The sequence below is a fragment of the Rhodococcus kronopolitis genome, assembly GCF_042654025.1.
Classification (GTDB): domain Bacteria; phylum Actinomycetota; class Actinomycetes; order Mycobacteriales; family Mycobacteriaceae; genus Rhodococcus_G; species Rhodococcus_G kronopolitis.
Map to the genome: position 1 here is coordinate 71,572 of NZ_JBHSFO010000003.1, position 20,656 is coordinate 92,227.

Genomic DNA, 20,656 nt, shown 5'->3' on the forward strand with positions numbered 1-20,656 from the left:
CTACGTGTAGAGGCTGACGAAGGTGCGCAGCGAGGCCTCGATGTCGCCCTTGAGCGCCCGTGCCACGCCCGACCCGATCGGGCCGAACAGCGGTGCGCCGCCGAGGTCGATGTCGAGTTCCACCTCGGATCCGTCCCCCTTGGGCCGCACCGACAGTGTCATCTTGATCTTGACCCCGCCCTTGCCGTCGCCCTTGAGCACCAGGTTGCGCGGCGGCGTGTAGCCGGTGAGAACCCACTTGACCCGGTTGCGGAGGCCCTTGACCGAGACCACCGACTCCGCGGTGGTGCCGGTGGCAAGCCGCTCGGGAATGTCGCTGCGCCAGCCGTCGTGGATCGACAGCCACTTGTCGAATTCGTCCAGGGCGCTTGCCTTTTCCCAGGCAACCTCAGGAGCGAGCGGCACGTCGATCGAGACCTTCAGCTTTGCCATGGGTCGAATGGTAGCGGCCCGGACAGCAGAACGTGCCCCACACCCGGCCACCTGGGCACCGGGCGCGGGGCACGTTCGCTCCGCCGTGTCGGCGAGCGGAATCGGCTAGTGCGCGACCGCCTTCTCCACGCCGACACCGGTCAGAGATCGCACCTCCATCTCGGCCTGCTTGCCCGCGTCCTCGAGCCGCCGTCGGCCCACGTAGGTGCCGACGATGCCGAGGACGAAGGCCAGCGGGATCGAGACGATGCCGGGGTTGGCCAGTGGGAACCAGGCGAAGTCGGCGCCCGGGAACATCGAGGTCGGCGAGCCGGAGACGGCCGGCGAGAAGACGATCAGCGTCAGGCAGCTGAGCAGGCCGCCGTAGATGCTGAACAGCGCTCCGGTGGTGTTGAAGCCCTTCCAGAACAGCGAGTACAGCAGGGTCGGCAGGTTCGCCGACGCGGCGACCGCGAAGGCCAGGGCCACCAGGAAGGCGATGTTCTGCCCCATCGCGAGGATGCCGAGCACGATCGAGACCAGCCCGATGACCACCACGGTGATCCGGGAGACCCGGACCTGTTCCTCCTCGGAGGCGTTGCCGCGCTTGATGACACTGGCGTAGATGTCGTGGGCGAAGGACGCCGACGCGGTGATCGCCAGCCCGGCGACCACGGCCAGGATGGTGGCGAACGCGACCGCGGAGATGATCGCCAGGAAGAGCGTGCCGCCGAGCTCGAAGGCGAGCAGCGGGGCGGCCGAGTTCTCCTTGCCGGGCGCGGCCAGGATCACGTCGGGTCCGACCATCTTCGCGGCGCCGTAGCCCAGCACCAGGGTGAACAGGTAGAAGGCGCCGATCAGTCCGATCGCCCAGGTGACCGAGCGGCGAGCCTCCTTCGCGGTGGGCACGGTGTAGAAGCGCATCAGCACGTGGGGCAGGCCGGCGGTACCCAGGACCAACGCGAGGCCGAGGGAGATGAAGTCCAGTCGCGACATCGAGCTGATGCCGTACTTGGCACCCGGCGCCAGCACGTCCCGGCCCGCGACCGCCTCGTTGGTGGAGTTGTCGACCATCGACTGCGCATCGGCGAGCAGCTGCGAGAAGTTGCCCCGCACCGCGAACAGCACCAGCACGAACATGATTCCCGCACCGAGGATCAGCAGCACGGCTTTGACCATCTGCACGTAGGTGGTGCCCTTCATGCCGCCGATCAGCACGTAGACGATCATCAGCAGCCCGACCACGGTGACCACGACCGCCTGACCGACCTTGCCGTGGATGTCGAGCAGCAGCGCGACGAGTCCGCCCGCTCCGGCCATCTGGGCGAGCAGGTAGAACAGCGAGACCACCAGGGTCGACAGCGCCGCGGCCATCCGGACCGGACGCTGCCTGAGCCGGAAGCTCAGTACGTCGGCCATGGTGAAGCGGCCGGTGTTGCGGAGCAGCTCGGCGACCAGCAGCAGGGCGACCAGCCAGGCGACCAGGAAGCCGATCGAGTAGAGGAAGCCGTCGTAGCCGTAGACCGCGATGGCACCGGCGATGCCGAGGAACGACGCCGCCGACAGGTAGTCACCGGCGATCGCGAAGCCGTTCTGCGGACCGGTGAACTGGGCGCCGCCGGTGTAGAAGTCGGACGCCTTGGTGGTGGTCCGGCTGGCCCGGATCACGATGGTCATGGTGATCACGACGAACGCCACGAAGATGGCGATGTTGAGCACGGGATTGCCGACGTCGGTCCCCGATGCCGCGAGGATGGAGTTCACAGCTGCGGCCCTTCCAGTTCTTCGCGAATCGCCGAGGACCGCGGGTCGAGTTCGCGGTTGGCGAACCGCACGTAGAGGCCGGTGATGACGAAGGTCGTGACGAACTGACCGAGGCCGAGGATCAGGCCGAGATTGACGTTGCCGATCACCTTGGTGGCCATGAAGTCGCTGGCGTACGTCGCCAACAGCACGTAGGTGGCGTACCAGAGCAGGAAGAAGGCCGTCATCGGGAACACGAAGTTCCGCAGCCGGCGCCGGAGGTCCTGGAACTCCGGGCTGGCCTGCATGTCGATGAAGGCCTGCTCGTCCGGTGCCGCCCGGTCGGGCGACCTCTCCGGACTCAGGTCGGCTGCGGTCACTGCGGACTCCTCGGGCGGCTCGGCGGGCAGGGGTGGAGCTGTCAGCCGTTGACGCTAGTGAGATGCAGCTCACACAGCGATGCTGTGGCGGCAGTCACACGCCGAGACGTCGCGTTGCGCGCCAGACGGTCACCCGGGAGCGACGAACGGCTCAGGTGGCTGCGTCACCCGTGAGGTCCAGCTCCCGGTCGGACCCGACGCCGAGCCGCTCCGGCACGTGCATCCGGGCGAAGATCAACCCGACGCCCGACGGCACCTGCGCCCGGGTGGCCAGGCTGACCAGGATCATCACCGCGAAGGCCAGCGGCACGCTGACCGCCGCCGGGTACCCGACCAGCGCCGCAGGCCAGCCGCCCCACAGCGCGTCCCCGACGCCACCCGCCACCGTCACCGTCCCGGCCGCCCCCGACGCCAGGCCGCCGACCACCATCCCGGCCGCGGCACCGGCCGCCGTCAACCCGCGCCACCAGATGCCCAGCACCAGCAGCGGGCACAGCGTCGACGCCGCCACCGCGAACACCAGCCCGACGGTGCGCGAGAGGTCGAGCGAGACCACCCCCACCGCCAGCGCCAGCGGAATCGCGCCCGCCACCACGGCGGCAATCCGGAAGTCCCGGACCCGCCCGCGCAGCACGTCGGTGGCCAGCACCCCCGCAACGCTGACCAGCAGACCCGAGGAGGTGGACAGGAAGGCGGCGATCGCACCGGCCGCGACCAGCGCCGCCAGCAACTGCCCGCCGACGCCCGAGAACACCGAGCCCGGCAGCAGCAGCACCGCCGCGTCGGATGTCCCGGTGATCAGCAGCTGCGGCACCCACAGCCGCGCGAACACCCCCAGCAGCATCGGGAACAGGTAGAACACCCCGAGCAGTCCGATCACCGTGAGCGAGGTGGAGCGGGCGGCCCGGCCGTCCGGGTTGGTGTAGAACCGCACCAGCACGTGCGGCAGTCCCATGGTGCCCAGGAAGATTCCGATCATCAGCGAGTACACCTGGTAGAGCGGGTGCTCCCCGCCGAACCCCCAGCCCGGTTCGAGCCACTGCGCCTCGGTGGACGGCGCTCCCGCCACCACCGGGACCGGCGACCCGGCGTCGAGCACCAGCACGGTGCCCGCGCCCAGCTCGTGCTCACCGGGTCCCAGCGTCACCGGACCGTCCACCGGCGCACCGTCGAGCGTGCCGGTCACCCGTACCGGCAACGGGGCCGAGACCTGCACGACGACGTCGGCGGTGATGTCGACGCTGGTGCGCTGGTCGACGGTCGGCGGCGCGGGTGAGCCGAGATCGTGTGCGCCGCCGAAGAAGTGCACCGCCAGCACCAACGCCGGCACCGCGACCGCGGTCAGCTTGAGCCAGTACTGGAAGGCCTGCACGAAGGTGATCGACCGCATCCCGCCGCCGACCACGTTGGCGATCACGATCAGCCCGACGACCAGTGCGCCCACCCAGGTCGGCCAGCCGAGCAGGATGCCCAGTGTCAACCCGGCGCCCTGGAACTGCGGGACCATGTAGAGGATGCAGATCACCACCACGACCAGCATCGCCAGCTTGCGCAACCACGCTGAGCCCAAACGGAACTCGGCGAAGTCGGGCACCGTGTAGGCGCCGGAGCGACGCAGCGGCGCGGCCACGAACAGCAGCAGGCCGAGGTACCCGGCGGTGAACCCGACCGGATACCAGAGCGCGTCCGCGCCGTACTTCGCGATCAGTCCCGCGACACCGAGAAACGAGGCCGCCGACAGGTACTCGCCGGAGATCGCGGCGGCGTTCCAGCGCGGGCCCACGCTGCGCGAGGCGACCAGGAAGTCGGAGGTGGTGCGCGCCATGCGGACTCCGTAGAACCCGATTCCGACGGTGGCGACGGCGGCCGCCAGCAGGGCCAGCAGGGTCACGAAGGGGAAGGGCTGTCCGGACAACTCGGTCCCCACTCAGTCGTCGGCCAGGTCGACGAATTCCTGCTCGGTGTGTTCGGCGAGCCGCCGGTAGAGCCAACCCGCGCCGTAGAGCATCGGGTACACCGCCGCCCCGAGCACCAGCCACGGCAACCGCACACCGAACACACTCGCGGTGGTCAGCGCGGGCAGTACCATCACCAGCAGCGGGATCAGACCCAGCACTGCCGCGACGAGCACGGCGATCCGCACCGCCAGCCCGAGCTGCGCACGCACCAGAGCCCGGACCATCACCTCGCCCACCTCGGTCTGCTCCTGGACCTCCACCCGGGTCCGCACCACGCGGGCGCCACGCCGGGTCGCCAGGACCACCCGTTCCCGGGCCCGCGGCGGGCCGCCGGGATCGGTCACCGGGGAGCCCAGCCCTGCCGCGGCGCCCGCACCAGCGTGTCCCTGAGCTGACGGGTGTGCCGACGGCTGACCGGCAGTTCCACCGTCGGGCCGTCGTCGGTGGTGCGCAGGCACACCACCGTTCCGGTGCCGGCACTACGAATGCCGGTGACCAACTGCAGCGCCACCAGGTAGGAGCGGTGCACGCGCAGGAAGCCGACGGACTCCCAGCGGGCCGCCAACGTGGAGATCGGGATCCGGACCAGGTGGGAGGCGGTCGCGGTGTGCAGCCGCGCGTAGTCGCCGTCGGCCTCCACCCAGGCCACCGCCGAACGGCGCACCAGGGTGGTGACCCCACCGAGTTCGACGGGGATCACCTCGTCGGCATCCGGCTCGGGTCCGGCCGGCTCGGCCGGCTGGCCGCGTTGCTGGCGCAGCGCGAGGATCCGACGCACCGACTCCGCGAGCCGCTCCTCGCGCAGCGGCTTGAGCAGGTAGTCGACGGCGCCGAGTTCGAAGGCGTCGACCGCGCGGTCGTCGCGGGCGGTCACGAAGACCACCACCGGCGGGTCCGCGAAGGCTGCCAGGACCCCGGCCAGCTCGAGCCCGTCCAGACCGGGCATGTTGATGTCGAGGAAGACCGCGTCGATGGGGGCGACCGGACCGCGTCGGTCCTTGATCACCCGAAGCGCCGTCGTCGCGTCGCCCGCGGTGAGGATCTCGCCCACCTCGTCCTGCGCGCGCAGCAGGTATGCCAGCTCGTCGAGCGCGGGGCGCTCGTCGTCCACGGCCAGCACCGTCAGTGGGGCCTCGCAGGTCCCCTCGGCTTTCTGCGTCACAACGACATCATCGTGCCACGCCCGCCGGTTCATGCCCGGATTCCCGCGCGAAACTTCGGCACCCGCATGCTCACCTTGGTCCCTGCCCCCGGCGCGGTCTCCACCACCAGCCCGTAGTCGTTGCCGAACGCGGCCCGCAGTCGGTCGTCGACGTTGGCGAGCCCGACGTGCGCGGTCTCCTTGGCACTGGTGCGGCCGGTACCGGACACGATCGCGTCGAGCGAGCCGGACCGCAGTAGTTCCGGGTCCATTCCGGATCCGTCGTCCTCCACCGTGATCACGCAGTCGGTACCCTCGTCGGCCGCGACTATGGTCACCGTTCCGCCGTGCGCCTGGCCGGAGAGTCCGTGCCGGACAGCGTTTTCCACCAGCGGCTGCAGCGCCAGGAACGGCAGCACCACGTTGAGCACCTCCGGTGCCACCTGCAGTCGGACCTCGAGGGCGTCGCCGAACCGGGCACGTTCGAGGGTGAGGTACCGGTCGATGTTGCGCAGTTCGTCGGCCAGCAGGGTGTACTCCCCCGCGGACCGGAACGAGTAGCGGGTGAAGTCCGCGAACTCGAGGATCAGCTCGCGGGCCCGGGCCGGGTCGGTCCGCACGAACGACGCCACCGTGTTGAGCGCGTTGTAGATGAAGTGCGGGCTGATCTGTGCGCGCAACGCACGGACCTCGGCCCGGTCCAGCCGGGCACGCGAGGCGTCCAGTTCGGCGAGTTCGATCTGACTGCTGGCGTACCGCGCCACCTCGGTCACGGCGCCGAGCGTCCCGGGTCCGGGGCCGACGGAGGTGACCACACCCAGCACCCCCACCACGCCGGTGTCCTCGACCAGCAGCGGCTGCGCGATCAGGGCTCGGGCGCTCGCTCCGGGATCGGACAGTTCGACCAGTACCTGCCGGTCGCCCAGTACGGCCCGCACGGCGGCCTCCCGGAACCGCTCGGCGAGTTCCAGGTGCGGGCCGTGCCAGGCGAGGAGCAGCCCGTCGGCGTCCGCGATCGCCAGTGCGTCCGCCCCGGTGAGCCGGCTCAGATGCGGGGCGGCCTCGGCCGCGGAGGTCTCGTCGAGGCCCCGGCGCAGGGACTGGGCGGCGAGCGACGCGGTGTGCAGGGTGTCGTGGACCGCACGTTCGGCCGGGGTGGTGAACGCCGGTCGGGTACTGCGCCACAACGCGACGATCGCGACCGCCAGGGCCAGCACGACCACCCCCAGGACGCCGAGAAGGGCGGCGCTCACTGGGCGCCCGAATCCAACCGGGACACCAGGTTTCGCGGTGCCACAGTCCGATAGGCGTCCTCGACGATGTCCGCCACCTCGTCCCAGTCCACCCGCACGTCGAGGAACACCCCGATCCAGCCGCGGGTCCCCACATAGGGCGGCCGAAAGTACCGCAGCGAGTCCCGTCGTATCCAATCCTCTTGCGCCCCGGCCGGTGCCGCCGCCCAGAAGGCAACGCGGTCGTCGTGGTGACGGTCGGCGAACATCGCGAACTGAGGCGCCCGGCGGACGAACCACGCGGGCTCGCCGTGGCTGACGCGTTCCGTGGCCTCCGGCAGCGCCAGACACAGTCCGCGGAGGCGGTCGAGCGGCGTGGTCGCGGTCATGGCACTGACGCTACGACAGCCGGCGGGGGCGCAGACTGCGCACCATGCCCGTGTCGGTTTCGTACATCGTCCAAAAGAAGATGATTGTCAGTGTTTTTCCGGAACCGCCCCACCCGGGGCGCACCGTCCCTACCGTGAGTCCTTCCCATCCCCGAACGGAAGGACATCACCGATGACGAAGCGAGCATGGCGGCTGCCGATCGTGGTAGCCACGGCCGGCGCGTGCCTGGCGATGACCGGCGGCGTGGCCGCTGCCGCCGAACCGGATCCGGGGCAGACCACGGGCCCGGTGCGGTTCGTGGCGACCGACGAAGGCGGCTGCAACGCCAAGTTCACCATCGAGAACAACACCAACATCACCAGCTACACGATCGACTTCCGGATCGACGACGAACCGCTGACCGGACCGGACTGGGGACAGACCCCGACCGGCCCCACCGGACGCACCTCCGGACTCGAGGCCGCGGCCCACTCGCCGTCCTACCCCGAGTTCGAGAACACCCCCGAGACCCCGATGGTCAAGGACCGCGAGACGGTGTCGACCAGCCACGTCCGAAACCTGAAGACCGGCCTCAAGCCGACGGACCCGCCGCTGCCGAACCCGGACGCGGACACCCACAAGCTCGACTACCGGATGGTGCTGGGCCCGCCCGGGAACCTCGGCGACGGCGGCCCGGAGTGGATCGGCGACCGGGCGTGGCACACCACCACCGTCACCGGCTGCAACCCGCCGCCCGCCGGCGGCTCGATGGACTTCGGTTCCGTTGACCTCGGTTCGGTGGACGTCGGCGGCTCGCTGGCCGGTCTCTTCGGCTAGCCGACCCCCGGTCACCGGCTCTCGGGTCACCACCGCTCCCGCTGCACCCGGGACTCCGCCACCGCCTCCTCCAGGTCGAGCGCCTCGAGGACCGAGCGAAGCACCTCGTCGTCGAGGTCGCCGGAGTCCCGGGCAGCGATCAGCGCCCGGCGCTGCTCCTTGAGCATCTGGTTCCGCAGCCGGTTGAACAGTGCACCGGTCTTGTGCACCCTGGCCTCGTGTTCGCCGGCGTCCTCGGCCCGTTCGGCCGCCAGCCGGGCCTGCATGGACCTCCGGACCTGTTCCGCGACCTCCGCCAGGTCCCGGGTCGCGACGGAATCCGGCGGGTCCCGCAGCGACTCGCGCAACGACCGCTCGGCCGCCACCCGGGAGATCTCCCGCGCGTACGCCGCCTGCTGGGCGCGCCGCAGTTCCTCGTCCGGATCGGCCAGGTCGAGGCGCCGGATCAGCAGCGGCAGCGTCGACCCCTGGATCAGCAACGTGCCGACCGCGACGGTGAACGCGACCGCCTGGATGACGCCGCGGCCGGGGAACGGGTCGCCTGCCAGCGTCACCAGCGGCACGCCTGCCGCCGCGGCGAGGGTGACCACCCCGCGCATCCCGGCCCACGAGACCACGAGGTTCTGCCGCCAGTTCAGCCGGTCGCCGGCCCAGGTGTCGCTCGGACGCCGGGCGATCGACCGGGTCACGTGGCGTCGCCCCATGTTCACGAAGATCCACGCCGGACGCACCACGATGACCAGCCCGAGCACCGCCAGCCCGTACCCGAACACGTGCACCACCGGCAGGCCGTCCGCGCGCACGTCCTCGATCACCGACTTCAACTGCAGGCCCATGTACGCGAAGACGAACGTCTCGAGCACCAGGTCGACAGTCGGCCACACCGAGCGTTCCTGGATCCGGGTCGCCACCGACTCGTCGCCGGCGCTGTGGCCCATCACGAACCCGGCCGCGACCACCGCCAGCACCCCGGAGGCGTGGATCTCCTCCGCCGCGAGGTACGCGGCGAACGGCAGCACCAACCCGAGCACCGTCTCCATCGGCGAGTCCTCGATCCTGGACCGCACCAACCGGACCAGCCCGGCGAAGGCGAGGCCGACGAGCACGCCGCCGACGATCTCGTAGAGGAAGAACACCACGGGCGAGTCGATGGCGATCTTGCGTCCCGTCACCGCGGCCGTGGTCAGCGCGAACAGGGTCAGGGCGGCCGCGTCGTTGACGAGGCTCTCGCCCTTGAGGATGGCCATCACCCGGGCCGGCAGCCCCAGCCGCCGCCCGACCGCGACCGCGGCGACCGCGTCGGGCGGTGCCACCACCGCGCCGAGCACCAGCGCGGCACCGAGGGTGAACTCCGGAACCAGCCAGTCCGCGAAGAACCCGACCGCGAGCGCGGTCACCAGCACGAGGGCGACGCCCAGCCGCAGGATCGCGCTGATGTTGCGACGGAAGGTGGTGAAGGAGAAGTTGAGGGCCGCGGAGTACAGCAGCGGGGGCAGCACCACCCCCAGCATCAGCTCCGGCGCGATCTCCACCGACGGGACGCCGGGCAGGAACGAGGCGGCCGCGCCGATCGTGACGAGGACCAGCGGGACCTGGAGGTCCAGCCGCTTGGCGAAACCGGCGACCGCGATGCCCGCGACGATCACGACGAGCAGGCCGGCGACGTTCACGGGTCAGTCGATCGCGCAGCTGCCGCCCCGACCGGGCAGGCGGTGGCGGTTGCGGGCGACCAGTCGGTAGAGCGCGTCCTGCACCTGGCGCACACCCCAGACCCGGTAGAACCACAACGGGATCCGGCCGCCGAGGATCCCCGACAGCGCCGCGTTGATCGCGCCTGCGCCTGCGTGCCGGTCGCCGCGCGAGTCCACCGCCCAGGCCCGCTCGAGGGCCTCGTCGGCGCTCACTCCGAACCGCTCGACCGCGCCGGGTTGCTGCAACGGCACGGCGGTGACCCGGCCGCGACGGTCCAGGCGGCGGAGCCAGCCGACGCAGAACACGCAGAAGCCGCAGTCCCGATCGAAGAGCAACTCCACGGTGTATCCGGTGGAGCGCGGTCTGTCGGGCATTGCGGCTCCTGAGTGTCGGCGGCTCTGTCGCGGACTACTGCTTCGGCGGGATGACCTTCTTGGCTGCGTCCTGCGCCTTGTCGACGTGCTGGGCGTACTTGCCGCCGGTCTTCTGGTCGACGATGTCACCGGCCTTGTCGATCGCGCCCTCGATCTTGTCCGAGTGCTCAGAGGCGAGCTGCTGACCCTTGCCGAAGAGGCCCTTAAGCGTATCCATGAAGCCCATTGCGGTTCCTCCTCCGACGCCCGGACCGGGCGCCTGTCGTCGAGGGGCGGTCCCCCCGCTCAGACCCAGTCTCACAGTTTTGCCGGATGCACGCCACAGCTAGGGCGTGCCGGTCAGCCCGCCGGAGACTCCGGAAGCGAGAACACCCGGCGCTTGTCACCGGACAGCAGTCCCGACACCCACCAGCCCAGCTCCACCAACACGATCCCCACGCCGCCGCAGACGATCGCGGTGGTGGTCGCGGCGATGTTGGAGGGATCCAGCTTGAAGAACTCGCGCGTGAACGGGAATGCGAAGAGCACCAGGTAGCCGGCCACCGACCCCGCGATCAGCACGATCTTCCACCACACGTACGGCCGCGCGACGATGGCGAGCACCCACAGCGCGATCATGATCAGGGTGATCAACGCCGTGGTGCTGGCCTGGACCTGCTGGGTCGGCGTGGACTCCGGGCCGGCGTAGACCAGCACGTAGGACACGAACGACGCCACCCCGATCACCACGCCCGACGGCACCGCGAACCGCATCACCCGCGAGACGAAACCTGTGCGGGCCCGCTCGTTGTTCGGTGCAAGCGAGAGGATGAACGCCGGGATGCCGATGGTGAACCAGGCCGCGATGGTGACGTGCCGGGGCAGGAACGGGTACGGCAGCGGGTCGAAGTGCAGCACCTGGGACAGGAGCCCGGACAGCCCGATCAGCAGGGCCAGCAGCACCGAGTAGACGGTCTTGGTGAGGAACAGGTTGGAGACGCGCTCGATGTTGCCGATCACGCGTCGGCCCTCGCCAACCACGTACGGCAGGGTGGCGAACTTGTTGTCCAGCAGCACGATCTGCGCCACCGCGCGGGTGGCCGCGCTGCCCGATCCCATCGCGACCCCGATGTCCGCGTCCTTGAGGGCGAGCACGTCGTTGACGCCGTCGCCGGTCATCGCGACGGTGTGGCCCCGCGACTGCAGCGCCCCGACCATCTCCCGCTTCTGGTCTGGCCGGACCCGACCGAAGGTGGTTGCCGTGTCGAGCGCATCCGCGAGTTCCTCTCGCCCGGAAGGCAACTCACGGGCGTCGACGGGACGGTCACCGCCGGGCAGGCCCAGCGAGCTGGCGACGGCGCCGACCGAGACCGCATTGTCGCCGGAGATGACCTTGACGGACACCTTCTGCTCGGCGAAGTAGTCCAGGGTCTCGGCGGCGTCGGGCCGCACCCGCTGCTCGAGGATCACCAGCGCCCGCGGGGTCACCCGGCCGGGCGCGCCGGCGTCGTCCACCGGCAGGTCGCTGCTGGCCACCAGCAGCACCCGCAGGCCCCGGGCACCGGCCTCCTCGGCCTGCCGGGCGGGCTCGCTGTCCGGGTCGAGCAGCACGTCCGGCGCGCCGAGCACCCAGTTCCCGTTGTCGCCGTAGGAGATTCCGCTCCACTTCTTGGCGGAGGTGAACGGCGCGATCGAAGTCGAGGTCCAGCCCGGGTCGCGGTCGCACGCCTCGGCGATCGCCAGCATGCTGGCGTTGGGGCGCGGGTCGTCGCCGGCGAGCGCCGCCAGCGCGTCCCGGACCTCCGCCTCTCCCCCGTCGCCGACGATCCGCAACTCCGACAGGCGCATCCCGTTCTCGGTGAGGGTGCCGGTCTTGTCCGCGCAAACCACGTCTACCCGGGCCAGGCCCTCGATGGCAGGCAGTTCCTGCACCAGGCACTGCCGCCGTCCCAGCCGGACGACGCCGACCGCGAAGGCAAGCGACGTCATCAGCACCAGACCCTCCGGAACCATCGGGACCAACGCCGCGACCATGCCGTTGAGCGCGGGCCGCAGCGCCTGCTCGCTGAGGAAGAGCTGGTTGTAGATGATCAGCAGGCCCGCCGGGATCATCAGGAAGGTGATGAACCGGAGGATCTTGTCGACGCCGGTGCGCAGTTCGGAGTGCACCAGGGTGAACTTGCTGGCCTCCTCCGCCAAGCGCGCCGCGTAGGCGTCCTTGCCGACCTTGGTGGCCTGGTACGCGCCGCTGCCGGACACCACGAAACTGCCGGAGAGGATCTGCTCCCCGGGTTGCTTGTGCACGGCGTCGGCCTCGCCGGTGAGCAGCGACTCGTCGACCTCGAGGGCGTCTCCCTCGACCAGTGCCCCGTCGACGACGATCTGGTCGCCTGCGCCGAGCTCGATGACCTCGTCGAGCACCACCTCGTCCGGCGCCACCGCGACCGACTGGCCGTCGCGTCGTACCTGTGGCCTGGCCTGACCGACGATCGCCAGCTTGTCCAGCGTCTGCTTGGCCCGGACCTCCTGGATGATGCCGATCGCGCTGTTGGCGACGATCAGCAGGCCGAACATGCCGTCGATGACGGAGCCGGTGGCCAGCACGATGATCAGCAGCACGCCGAGGATCGCGTTGATCCGGGTGAACACGTTGGCGCGGACGATCTCCCGCACCGAGCGGCTTGCCCGGCTGGGGACGTCGTTGGTCCGGCCGTCAGCTCGCCGCTGCGCCACCTGATCCGCGGTCAGCCCGACCGAGGGGTCGATGTCGGCGTGCAGGGTCGCGGTCGCGACGGGGCCGCCCGGGCTGTCCTCGATTGCCATGCCCGCCAGGCTATGCCAGCCGGAGCCACCAGTGCCGCTGTACACCCGGACGCAGCACGTCGACCCGCTGGCCGGGCATCGGCACACTGACCCGGGTGCCGGCTTCGCGCGCGGCCGCGAGCAGCCGGGTGACCGGCTCCGCCCACGGGTGGAACGCCAGGTTGAACGTCGCCCAGTGCACCGGGACCAGCAGGCCCGCCGCGGCGTCGCCGACGTTGAGGTCGGCGTGCATCCGGACCGCCTCCTCCGGGTTCATGTGGATGTCGGGCCAGTGCTCGTCGTACGCCCCGACCGGCAGCAGCGTCAGGTCGAAGGGGCCGTGCCGCTGACCGATCTCGGCGAACCGCGGGGTGTAGCCGGTGTCGCCGCCGAAGAACGCGCGGTGCCGCGGCCCGCGGATCACCCACGACGACCACAGTGTCGTGTTGCGGGCCAGTCCGCGACCGGAGAAGTGCCGGGCCTCGGTGCAGGTGAGGGTGAGCTCGCCGAGCACCACCTCCTCGTCCCAGTCCAGTTCGACGATCCGGTCCTCGGGCACCCGCCAGTGCCGCAGGTGCGCACCGATCCCGGTCGGCACCAGGAACGGCGCGGTCTGGGTGCGCAGCAGCGCCTCGACGGTGGCCTTGTCCAGGTGGTCGTAGTGGTCGTGGGAGATGACGACGGCGTCCACCCGCGGCAGGTCCTCGATGCCGACCGGCGTCGGGTGCAGGCGCAGCGGCCCGACCAGCGGGGACGGCGAGACCCGGTCGCTCCACACCGGGTCGGTGAGCACCCGGTACCCGTCGACCTCGATGAGCGCGCTGGCGTGCCCGTACCAGGTGACGGCCAGGTCGGCCGCGGCCGCGGGGGCCAGCGGCGTGGCCAGCGGGATGGCCTGGCGGGGCCGACCCAGCCGGCCCCGGGTGAGCAGCGCCGAGACGATGCTCGAGTCGGAGCCGCCGACCATCTGGCGGCTGGGTTCGGTGTTGTGGAAACGCCGGTCGCGGTACCGCGCCGAGCCCAGCGCGTGCGGGGCGATCGCCGCCACCGACGCACCGATCTGCGACCGCACGCCCCAGCCCACCCGGGCCAGTGCGGCCACCCCGGCCAGCGTGATCCCGGCCGCGAACGCGCTCTTCGTTCCCATCGTCCCCGCCCCGTCCCGCTACTTGCCCTGGAACATCGGCCGGCGCTTCTCCAACCGGGCCAGTCGTGCCTCGTCCATGTCCTCGCTGCTCCAGGCCGCGACCAGCGCCTCGTGCTGGTCCTCGGTGGCGTCCGCGCGGGTGCCGTCGTCGTTGAGCACGAGCTTGAGGTGGCGCAGGGACAGCGGTGCGAGCGCGGCGATCTGCTGGGCCCACTCCTGCGCGGCGGCCAGGTCGCCGATCTTGTTGGCCAGCCCGGCGGTGAGGGCGGCGTCGGCGGTCAGCCGCTCGGCGCCGAGCAGGACCGTGCGGGCGGGCCCGCCGCCTGCCAGGGCCACCAGTCGTTTGACGGTCCAGTTGTCCACCGAGATGCCGAGTTTGGCTGCGGGGACGGCGAAGTAGGCGTCGGGCGCCACCACGCGCAGGTCCGAGGCGAGGGTCAGCTGGGTGCCCGCGCCGATCGCCGGACCGTTGACCGCCGCGATCACCGGCACCGGCGCCGAGTCGATGGTGCGCAGCATCTCGAGCAGGGTGTCGAGGAAGCCGTCGGCGTACACGTCGCCGGACAGGTCCGCGCCCGCGCAGAAGGCCGAACCCGAACCGGTCAGCACGATCACCCGGGCGCCCTGGTTCACGGCCTCGTCGACAGCGTCGCGCAACAGCACACAGAGTTCGGTGTTGAGCGCGTTGCGGCGGTCCTCACGCTGCAGCTCGATTGTCACCACGTCGCCGTCCCGGCTGGTCCCGATCATGGTTGTGACCGTACCGTTTGTCCCGGGGAGGTCGCCAACATGGATTCACGCGTCGACGTGGCGGTGATCGGCGCCGGCCAGGCCGGGCTGTCCGCCGGGTACTACCTGCGACGGCTCGGGGCGGACGCGGGGTTGCGGTTCGTGGTGCTCGATCACGCGCCGGGACCGGGCGGCGCCTGGCAGTTCCGGTGGCCGTCGCTGACCCTGAGCACCGTCAACCGGGTCCACGACCTGCCGGGCATGGCGTTCACCGACGTCCTCGGCGCCGAGGCGCCCGAGACGGTGCCGGCCGCCGACGCGGTGCCGCGCTACTTCGCCGAGTACGAACGCCGGTTCGCGCTGCCGGTGCGCCGGCCGGTGCACACCCGGGTGGTGTGCGACCACGACGCCGGCGGCCTGCTGACCCTCGAGACCAGCGCGGGCACGCTGACCGCCCGCGGGATCGTCAACGCCACCGGCACCTGGGAGCGGCCCTTCGTGCCGCGGTACCGGGGCGCCGAACTGTTCGCCGGCCGCCAGCTGCACACCCGCGACTACCGGACGGCGGACGAGTTCGCCGGCAGGCACGTGGTGGTGGTCGGCGGCGGCATCTCCGCGGTGCAACTGCTCGACGAGATCTCCCGCGTCACCACCACCACCTGGGTCACCCGCCACGAACCGCAGTTCCGGGACGAGCCGTTCACCGGGGACGAGGGGCGGGCCGCGGTCGCGATCGTGGAGGACCGGGTGCGACGCGGGCTGCCGCCGGGTTCGGTGGTGTCGGTGACCGGCCTCCCGCTCACCCCCGCGCTGCGGGCGGCCCGCGAACGCGGTGTGCTGCAGCGTCTTCCGATGTTCGACGAGATCACCGCCGACGGCGTCCGCTGGGCCGACGGCGCCGCGGTTCGGGCGGACGTGATCCTGTGGTGTACCGGGTTCCGCAGCGCCCTGGACCATTTGGCGCCGCTGCGCCTACGCGGACCGGGCGGCGGCATCACCATGGACGGTCGGCTCGCGACGCGGGTGGCCGCGGACCCGCGGATCCACCTGCTCGGGTACGGACCGTCGGCCAGCACAATCGGCGCGAACCGCGGCGGGCGGGCGGCGGCGTCGGAGCTGATCGAGCACCTGGGTATGGGTAGCGCAGACACCAACCGCCAGGTCGGGTCCTCGCCGGTGCGCTAGCGCGCCCGGCATCGAGACAATCGAGACGCTGGTCGACAGCTCGCGGGACGGGTACGGCGGCGGAGCCGGCCGCCTCGACTGCCAGGTCGTCGACATCACGGTGCAAGACCTCGAGTGGTGTCTGCGCACCGCCGGACAGGCGAAGTGTCCGGGACCCGGCCACTCAGGACCCGGCCAATCAGGGCTTGGGGACCACCGCACCGACCGGCCCGACCCCGACGCACAGCGACAGTTCCGGGTCCAACGTGCGCACCCGCACGCCCGGTCCGCCGCCGTCGAGGCTGACGTAGGCGGTGTTCAGTCCGGCCCGCACCGGCACGGTGACCGGCTCGCCCTCCGCGAGGCCCACCTCGATCTCGCCGTCGCGGCTCGCCAGGTAGTTCAGCTGCACGGCCCACTCCCAGCCGGCCAGCGGACCGTCGAGCGGCAGCACGGTCGTGGCGTCGGTGACCCGGTAGCCGCAGCCCGGGACCGGGCCCTCGCCGATCGCGCGCACCCAGCTCACCTGGGCGTCGACGATGTCGCCGGAGTCGTCCATCTTGCGCAGCACCGGCGTCGACGGGGCGAACTCCGGGCGATCGGGCAGCGCGGCGAAGACGGATCCGGCCATGTTGTGCGGGTAGGCCACGGGCAGCAGCACCCAGATCGACACCGGCTGGTCGAGCATCGGAGCGTCGGCGTTCGCGGCGAGCGAGGCCTTGGCTCTGGCCAGGTAGTCCACGGTCGGGTTGTCCTCCCACCGCGCGACGAAGGTCGCCGTGGACCACAGGCTGCTCGCGACGAACGCCGCCACCAGCACCGACACCACCCCCGCCGTGCGGGGACCGGACCGTCGGCCCGACCAGCGGTCCCGGGTGGGGGCGCGCAGCACCAGGGCCAGCGCGATCGCAACGACCACCGCGCTGTCCGTCAGGTAGCGCAGCGTCTGACCCAGCTCATAGGTGGTGTCCGGCGAGGACCGCGCGATCACCATCGCCGTCTCGGAGGCGAGGACGTACGCGGCGGTCGCGATCCACACCCAGCCGACGCGGCGCTTCCACGCGAGCGTCCCCGCTACACAAGCGAGGACGGCCAGGGCCGCCACCACGACGAGGGCCTCCGGCGGCACCGCCCACGGCGGGCTCGGTGGCCAGCGGTCCCACCGCCACGGCCCGCCGAGCAGCGTCGGGAACAGTCCCCGGTAGTTCGAGTGACGGATCAGCTCGACGGTCATCTCGGGGGTGCGCTCGCCGGGGCTCGGGGTCACGACGAGGGCGTACACCGCCGCCCACCCGGCGACCACGACGGCGGACCAGGCCCACAGCCGCCGGCCCCGGACCAGCGCGGCACGCAACGGCTTCCGGTGCCCGTCCACCCGGTACGCCAGCGCGACGACGGCGAAGGCCACCACCGGCACCAGCACGGCCTTCTCGAAGAACAGCAGCGACGCGACGAACACCGCGAGCGCGGACCAGGCGTAGCGGGCCCGGCCGGTGCGGCACAGCAGCACCGCGTCCGCCGCGACCGCGGCCAGGCCGATCTGCATGGGCAGCGCGTTCAGTCCCGCCGCCCACCAGGCGAACGCGGGCAGCGTCAACGGCGAGAACAGGTAGAGCGCAAGGGGAATCAGCAGGCTCGGCCTGCGACCGAGCAGCACGACGAGCAGGCGCAGGACCGCCAGGGACGCGAGCGCCTGCAGGATCACCAGGATCAGCGCGGGCAGCGCCCACTGGTACGGGGCGAGGGTGTTCGCGATCCCGGCGACCAGGAACGCCGCAGGCATGAAGTGACCGTCGTGGTCGTAGAGCAGGAACTCGGGCGAGAGCAGCGACATGGTGCCGGCCCGCCCGGTGAGGATCAGGTCGTCCCAGTAGTAGTAGCCGCGGGCCGCCACCACCCCACGGACCAGCAGTTGCAGCGCCACCAGCGCGGCGGCCACCTGCAGGACCCGGGTACCGGTCGGGCGCCACCAGGGAGCGTCGCCGCCGACGGACGGGGCCGTCTGCGGTGAGGTGGACTCGGCGGTCGGGACTGGCGCAGTCATCGGTCACCAACCCTAGCCGGGCCCGATCACCCGGGGACCCGCCGGAATTTCCGGCGTGTCAGTCCCGTCCGTCCGCCCGCGACGGCCTCGTCAGGACGGCGACGGGGAACATCCGCCCGGACCTCGCCTCGTGCTTCGCGATCGCCGGGGCCGCGGGCACGATCGTCCGTCGCCAGAGACGGTCCCGCTCCGCGCCGGTCGCGATCCTCGCCGACACCTCCCACTCCTGACCGCGGATCCGAATCCGGGCGAACTCTGTCGCCGCGAGGTTCCGGATCCAGTCGGGATCGGTCTTCGATCCGTAGGCGGAGCCCACCACCACGTACGCATCGCCGCGCTCGAGGTAGCAGACTGGGGTCGTCCGCGGAACACGGGTCCTGCGTCCGGGCACCGTCAACAGCAGGACGGGCAGTCCCGCGGCTCGCCCGCCGAGACGGCCCGCGGACATCCGGTACCCGGCGACGCTCGCCCGGTTGCGGAACGCCAGGACGGTCTTCAGCATCGATCGCCGTCAGTCATCCGAGGTGCCGTCCGGCATGATCGCCCCCGTGAGATCGGCGCCATCCAGGGCCGCGGTGACGATGTTCGCACCGGTCAGGTGGGCCTTGCCGAGGAAGGCGCGGATCAGGATCGCGCCGGACAGGTCGGCGTCGCCGAGATAGGCACCGGTCATGTACGCGTCGGAGAGGTCCGCCCCGGCGAGGTCCGCGTGCCCCATGAAGGTCGACGTCAGGTACGCCGCCGTCAGGTCGGCGCCCCGCATGCGGGCCCGGGTGAGGTAGGCGCCGGTGAAGTTGGCGTCGTGCGCGATCACTCCGGTGAGATCGGCCCTCGTCAGGTCGGCGCCGACCAACTCGGCCGAGGTCAGGTTGGCACCCGCCAGGGTGGCGTCGGCGAGGTCCGCTCCCGACAGGTCGGCGCCGGTGAGGTCCGCTCCCGACAGGTCGGCGCCGGTGAGGCTCGCCCCCGCCAGGTCGGCGTCGACGAGATCGATGCACTCCGAGTCGCCTTGCGTCCGAAGGCTGTTCCAGGCCGCTACGTCGCGGCGGAGCAGGTCGAGAGGTGGTGTCTGCGTAATGGACGTCATCGAACCCCCGGATAGGACGAGCATGTTGACGGCGTCAACCTAGCGCGGCTTGTTGACAGCGTCAACCACCACATATCCTTCGGGGATGCAGGAACAGACCCGGGACACCCGGCGCGCCCTGATCGCGGCGGCGAGCGAGCTCCTGGCGCAGGGTGGGCCCGCGCACGTCACCCTGCGGGCGGTCGGCGCGGCCGCCGACGTGTCGCGGACGGCGCCGTACCGCCACTTCCAGGACAAGAACGACCTCCTCAGCACCGTGGCAGCCGAGGCCCTGACCGACCTGAAATCGGAGATGCAGCGCGCCGCCGCGGACACCACGACGGCCACCACCCCGCTCTTTCGGGCGTGCCTCGCGTACGTCCGCGTCGCCTGGGAGTACCCGAACCACTACCGGCTCGAGTTCGGCGACGACTACACGATCAACCCGAGCCGGGCGCTCGTCGACGCCGCCGTCGACTTCAACGGCTACTTCAACGAACTCGTCGTCGAGGCGCAGCGGAGCCACACCCTCGTCGCCGGCGACGTCCGGGAGGTCGGCCCGCTGCTCTGGGTCCTGCTGCACGGGATGGCCATGTCCAACCACCTGGTCGTCGACCGGGGGTGCGAGCCCGGGACGGGCTACAGCGCCGAGGACGCGGAGCGGGTTCTCGCCCTGGCCCTGGTAAGCCTGGCCCCGCGCTGAGCCCCGGCCCGCGCCGCCCGCTCGCGGCCGGCTACCCCATGTCGAACTCGTCGGGGTCCGGGCCCAGCCGGTTCCCGGCGTCGAGCCCGGCGATCGCCACCAGGTCGTCCGCGTCGAGCTCGAAGTCGAACACCTCGAAGTTCTGCCGGATCCGGTACGGCGTCACGGACTTCGGGATCACCACGTTGCCCACCTGCAGGTGCCAGCGCAGCGTCACCTGGGCGGCCGACCGGCCGTGCTTGAGGGCGATGCGCGAGAGGACCGGGTCGTCGAGCAGCCCGCGACCCTGCCCCAGCGGCGACCACGCCTCGGTGACGATGCCGTGCTCGGCGTGGAAGGCCCGCAGCTCCGGCTGCGCGAAGTCCGGGTGCACCTCCACCTGGTTGATCGCGGGTACCACCCCGGTCTCGTCGATCAGCCGCTGCAACTGGGCGAGCTGGAAGTTGGACACGCCCACCGACTTGGCCCGGCCGCTCTCCTCGAGCTCCGCAAAGGCCCGCCAGATGGCGACGTAGTCCTCGCGCATCGCGCGCGGCCAGTGGATCAGGTACAGGTCCAGGTAGTCGAGGCCGAGCCGGTCCAGCGAGGCGTCGAACTCGCGCAGCACGCTCTCGCGCGTCCAGGTCTCCGCGGCGCCGTTCCAGAGCTTGGTGGTGACGAACAACTCCTCCCGCGCGATGCCGGAGTGCCTGATCGCGCGACCCGTGCCGACCTCGTTGCCGTAGATGGCGGCGGTGTCGATGCTCCGGTATCCGACGGTCAACGCGCTGGTCACCGCGGTGTAGCTCTCGTCGTCGGGCACCTGCCACACCCCGAATCCGAGCTGCGGGACGGTGTTGCCGTCATTGAGGGGCACGTTCGGCACTGGGTTCGGAGAGGTCATGA

21 protein-coding genes are annotated in these 20,656 nt (G+C 71.2%); 3 read left to right on the forward strand and 18 right to left on the reverse strand.

Annotated elements, in window-relative coordinates; translation table 11 throughout:
* From ACFO6S_RS06890 to ACFO6S_RS06925, 8 genes are all read right to left on the reverse strand, one after another.
* Entirely contained in the window at nucleotides 1-432 is a 432-nt protein-coding gene (locus tag ACFO6S_RS06890; RefSeq protein ID WP_378415375.1) for a type II toxin-antitoxin system Rv0910 family toxin, read from the reverse strand.
* A gap of 105 nt (nucleotides 433-537) precedes the next feature.
* Nucleotides 538-2,175 carry a solute symporter family protein gene (locus ACFO6S_RS06895; RefSeq protein ID WP_378415376.1) on the reverse strand — a complete coding sequence of 546 codons (1,638 nt, stop codon included), beginning with the start codon at nucleotides 2,173-2,175 and terminating at the stop codon, nucleotides 538-540.
* Nucleotides 2,172-2,534 carry a DUF485 domain-containing protein gene (locus ACFO6S_RS06900; protein ID WP_378415378.1) on the reverse strand — a complete coding sequence of 121 codons (363 nt, stop codon included), beginning with the start codon at nucleotides 2,532-2,534 and terminating at the stop codon, nucleotides 2,172-2,174. The genes ACFO6S_RS06895 and ACFO6S_RS06900 overlap by 4 nt, the downstream gene beginning before the upstream one ends.
* Before the next feature lie 151 nt (nucleotides 2,535-2,685).
* Entirely contained in the window at nucleotides 2,686-4,449 is a 1,764-nt protein-coding gene (locus ACFO6S_RS06905) for a sodium/solute symporter (RefSeq protein WP_378415380.1), read from the reverse strand.
* A gap of 12 nt (nucleotides 4,450-4,461) precedes the next feature.
* Nucleotides 4,462-4,836 (reverse strand): hypothetical protein, encoded by a 375-nt coding sequence (locus tag ACFO6S_RS06910; protein WP_378415382.1) that lies wholly within the window; start codon nucleotides 4,834-4,836, stop codon nucleotides 4,462-4,464.
* On the reverse strand, nucleotides 4,833-5,687 hold the full coding sequence (locus ACFO6S_RS06915) for a LytR/AlgR family response regulator transcription factor (RefSeq protein WP_378415384.1): 855 nt from the start codon (nucleotides 5,685-5,687) through the stop codon (nucleotides 4,833-4,835). Before ACFO6S_RS06915 ends, ACFO6S_RS06910 begins: the two co-directional genes overlap by 4 nt.
* Nucleotides 5,684-6,886 (reverse strand): sensor histidine kinase, encoded by a 1,203-nt coding sequence (locus ACFO6S_RS06920; protein ID WP_378415386.1) that lies wholly within the window; start codon nucleotides 6,884-6,886, stop codon nucleotides 5,684-5,686. The genes ACFO6S_RS06915 and ACFO6S_RS06920 overlap by 4 nt, the downstream gene beginning before the upstream one ends.
* Nucleotides 6,883-7,254, reverse strand: a complete 372-nt coding sequence (locus ACFO6S_RS06925; RefSeq protein ID WP_378415388.1) for an MmcQ/YjbR family DNA-binding protein — start codon at nucleotides 7,252-7,254, stop codon at nucleotides 6,883-6,885. The genes ACFO6S_RS06920 and ACFO6S_RS06925 overlap by 4 nt, the downstream gene beginning before the upstream one ends.
* Before the next feature lie 172 nt (nucleotides 7,255-7,426).
* On the opposite strand from ACFO6S_RS06925, the gene ACFO6S_RS06930 reads away from it, so the two are divergent.
* Nucleotides 7,427-8,071 (forward strand): hypothetical protein, encoded by a 645-nt coding sequence (locus ACFO6S_RS06930; protein WP_378415389.1) that lies wholly within the window; start codon nucleotides 7,427-7,429, stop codon nucleotides 8,069-8,071.
* A gap of 26 nt (nucleotides 8,072-8,097) precedes the next feature.
* On the opposite strand, the gene ACFO6S_RS06935 is transcribed toward ACFO6S_RS06930, so the two are convergent.
* The 6 genes from ACFO6S_RS06935 to ACFO6S_RS06960 all read right to left on the reverse strand — a co-directional run bounded on the left by ACFO6S_RS06935 (nucleotide 8,098) and on the right by ACFO6S_RS06960 (nucleotide 14,815).
* Nucleotides 8,098-9,741 (reverse strand): Na+/H+ antiporter, encoded by a 1,644-nt coding sequence (locus tag ACFO6S_RS06935; protein ID WP_378415390.1) that lies wholly within the window; start codon nucleotides 9,739-9,741, stop codon nucleotides 8,098-8,100.
* Between the two features lie 3 nt (nucleotides 9,742-9,744).
* A complete protein-coding gene (locus ACFO6S_RS06940; RefSeq protein WP_378415392.1) occupies nucleotides 9,745-10,137 on the reverse strand; it encodes a thiol-disulfide oxidoreductase DCC family protein in 393 nt (130 codons plus the stop codon).
* 34 nt (nucleotides 10,138-10,171) lie between these two features.
* Nucleotides 10,172-10,363, reverse strand: coding sequence for an antitoxin (locus tag ACFO6S_RS06945; protein WP_072842920.1), 192 nt, complete (start codon nucleotides 10,361-10,363; stop codon nucleotides 10,172-10,174).
* A gap of 113 nt (nucleotides 10,364-10,476) precedes the next feature.
* The gene (locus ACFO6S_RS06950) at nucleotides 10,477-12,939 is read right to left on the reverse strand and encodes a cation-translocating P-type ATPase (RefSeq protein WP_378415394.1); all 2,463 of its coding nucleotides are present in this window, start codon (nucleotides 12,937-12,939) and stop codon (nucleotides 10,477-10,479) included.
* A gap of 10 nt (nucleotides 12,940-12,949) precedes the next feature.
* Nucleotides 12,950-14,065 carry an MBL fold metallo-hydrolase gene (locus tag ACFO6S_RS06955; protein WP_378415396.1) on the reverse strand — a complete coding sequence of 372 codons (1,116 nt, stop codon included), beginning with the start codon at nucleotides 14,063-14,065 and terminating at the stop codon, nucleotides 12,950-12,952.
* An 18-nt stretch (nucleotides 14,066-14,083) separates the two neighbouring features.
* Nucleotides 14,084-14,815, reverse strand: coding sequence for an enoyl-CoA hydratase (locus ACFO6S_RS06960; RefSeq protein ID WP_378415398.1), 732 nt, complete (start codon nucleotides 14,813-14,815; stop codon nucleotides 14,084-14,086).
* Between the two features lie 39 nt (nucleotides 14,816-14,854).
* On the opposite strand from ACFO6S_RS06960, the gene ACFO6S_RS06965 reads away from it, so the two are divergent.
* Nucleotides 14,855-15,979 carry an NAD(P)-binding domain-containing protein gene (locus ACFO6S_RS06965; RefSeq protein ID WP_378415400.1) on the forward strand — a complete coding sequence of 375 codons (1,125 nt, stop codon included), beginning with the start codon at nucleotides 14,855-14,857 and terminating at the stop codon, nucleotides 15,977-15,979.
* A 178-nt stretch (nucleotides 15,980-16,157) separates the two neighbouring features.
* Here the strand turns inward: ACFO6S_RS06965 and ACFO6S_RS06970 are convergent, their stop codons facing one another.
* The 3 genes from ACFO6S_RS06970 to ACFO6S_RS06980 are packed head-to-tail and all read right to left on the reverse strand — an operon-like array spanning nucleotide 16,158 to nucleotide 19,089.
* On the reverse strand, nucleotides 16,158-18,002 hold the full coding sequence (locus ACFO6S_RS06970) for a hypothetical protein (RefSeq protein ID WP_378415402.1): 1,845 nt from the start codon (nucleotides 18,000-18,002) through the stop codon (nucleotides 16,158-16,160).
* Between the two features lie 58 nt (nucleotides 18,003-18,060).
* The gene (locus tag ACFO6S_RS06975) at nucleotides 18,061-18,504 is read right to left on the reverse strand and encodes a nitroreductase/quinone reductase family protein (RefSeq protein ID WP_378415404.1); all 444 of its coding nucleotides are present in this window, start codon (nucleotides 18,502-18,504) and stop codon (nucleotides 18,061-18,063) included.
* 9 nt (nucleotides 18,505-18,513) lie between these two features.
* Nucleotides 18,514-19,089, reverse strand: a complete 576-nt coding sequence (locus ACFO6S_RS06980; RefSeq protein WP_378415406.1) for a pentapeptide repeat-containing protein — start codon at nucleotides 19,087-19,089, stop codon at nucleotides 18,514-18,516.
* A gap of 85 nt (nucleotides 19,090-19,174) precedes the next feature.
* On the opposite strand from ACFO6S_RS06980, the gene ACFO6S_RS06985 reads away from it, so the two are divergent.
* Nucleotides 19,175-19,771 (forward strand): TetR/AcrR family transcriptional regulator, encoded by a 597-nt coding sequence (locus tag ACFO6S_RS06985; RefSeq protein WP_378415408.1) that lies wholly within the window; start codon nucleotides 19,175-19,177, stop codon nucleotides 19,769-19,771.
* A 31-nt stretch (nucleotides 19,772-19,802) separates the two neighbouring features.
* On the opposite strand, the gene ACFO6S_RS06990 is transcribed toward ACFO6S_RS06985, so the two are convergent.
* On the reverse strand, nucleotides 19,803-20,654 hold the full coding sequence (locus ACFO6S_RS06990; protein ID WP_378415410.1) for an aldo/keto reductase: 852 nt from the start codon (nucleotides 20,652-20,654) through the stop codon (nucleotides 19,803-19,805).
* Nucleotides 20,655-20,656: the final 2 nt, after the last annotated feature.

What these genes read in the sequence shown, in the direction of transcription:
- ACFO6S_RS06890 (WP_378415375.1), bottom strand. Translation starts at nt 432, where the DNA reads ATGGCAAAGCTGAAGGTCTCGATCGACGTGCCGCTCGCTCCTGAGGTT.
- ACFO6S_RS06915 (WP_378415384.1), bottom strand. Translation starts at nt 5,687, where the DNA reads ATGAACCGGCGGGCGTGGCACGATGATGTCGTTGTGACGCAGAAAGCC.
- ACFO6S_RS06925 (WP_378415388.1), bottom strand. Translation starts at nt 7,254, where the DNA reads ATGACCGCGACCACGCCGCTCGACCGCCTCCGCGGACTGTGTCTGGCG.
- ACFO6S_RS06930 (WP_378415389.1), top strand. Translation starts at nt 7,427, where the DNA reads ATGACGAAGCGAGCATGGCGGCTGCCGATCGTGGTAGCCACGGCCGGC.
- ACFO6S_RS06940 (WP_378415392.1), bottom strand. Translation starts at nt 10,137, where the DNA reads ATGCCCGACAGACCGCGCTCCACCGGATACACCGTGGAGTTGCTCTTC.
- ACFO6S_RS06945 (WP_072842920.1), bottom strand. Translation starts at nt 10,363, where the DNA reads ATGGGCTTCATGGATACGCTTAAGGGCCTCTTCGGCAAGGGTCAGCAG.
- ACFO6S_RS06950 (WP_378415394.1), bottom strand. Translation starts at nt 12,939, where the DNA reads ATGGCAATCGAGGACAGCCCGGGCGGCCCCGTCGCGACCGCGACCCTG.
- ACFO6S_RS06955 (WP_378415396.1), bottom strand. Translation starts at nt 14,065, where the DNA reads ATGGGAACGAAGAGCGCGTTCGCGGCCGGGATCACGCTGGCCGGGGTG.
- ACFO6S_RS06960 (WP_378415398.1), bottom strand. Translation starts at nt 14,815, where the DNA reads ATGATCGGGACCAGCCGGGACGGCGACGTGGTGACAATCGAGCTGCAG.
- ACFO6S_RS06965 (WP_378415400.1), top strand. Translation starts at nt 14,855, where the DNA reads ATGGATTCACGCGTCGACGTGGCGGTGATCGGCGCCGGCCAGGCCGGG.
- ACFO6S_RS06970 (WP_378415402.1), bottom strand. Translation starts at nt 18,002, where the DNA reads ATGACTGCGCCAGTCCCGACCGCCGAGTCCACCTCACCGCAGACGGCC.
- ACFO6S_RS06975 (WP_378415404.1), bottom strand. Translation starts at nt 18,504, where the DNA reads ATGCTGAAGACCGTCCTGGCGTTCCGCAACCGGGCGAGCGTCGCCGGG.
- ACFO6S_RS06980 (WP_378415406.1), bottom strand. Translation starts at nt 19,089, where the DNA reads ATGACGTCCATTACGCAGACACCACCTCTCGACCTGCTCCGCCGCGAC.
- ACFO6S_RS06985 (WP_378415408.1), top strand. Translation starts at nt 19,175, where the DNA reads ATGCAGGAACAGACCCGGGACACCCGGCGCGCCCTGATCGCGGCGGCG.
- ACFO6S_RS06990 (WP_378415410.1), bottom strand. Translation starts at nt 20,654, where the DNA reads ATGACCTCTCCGAACCCAGTGCCGAACGTGCCCCTCAATGACGGCAAC.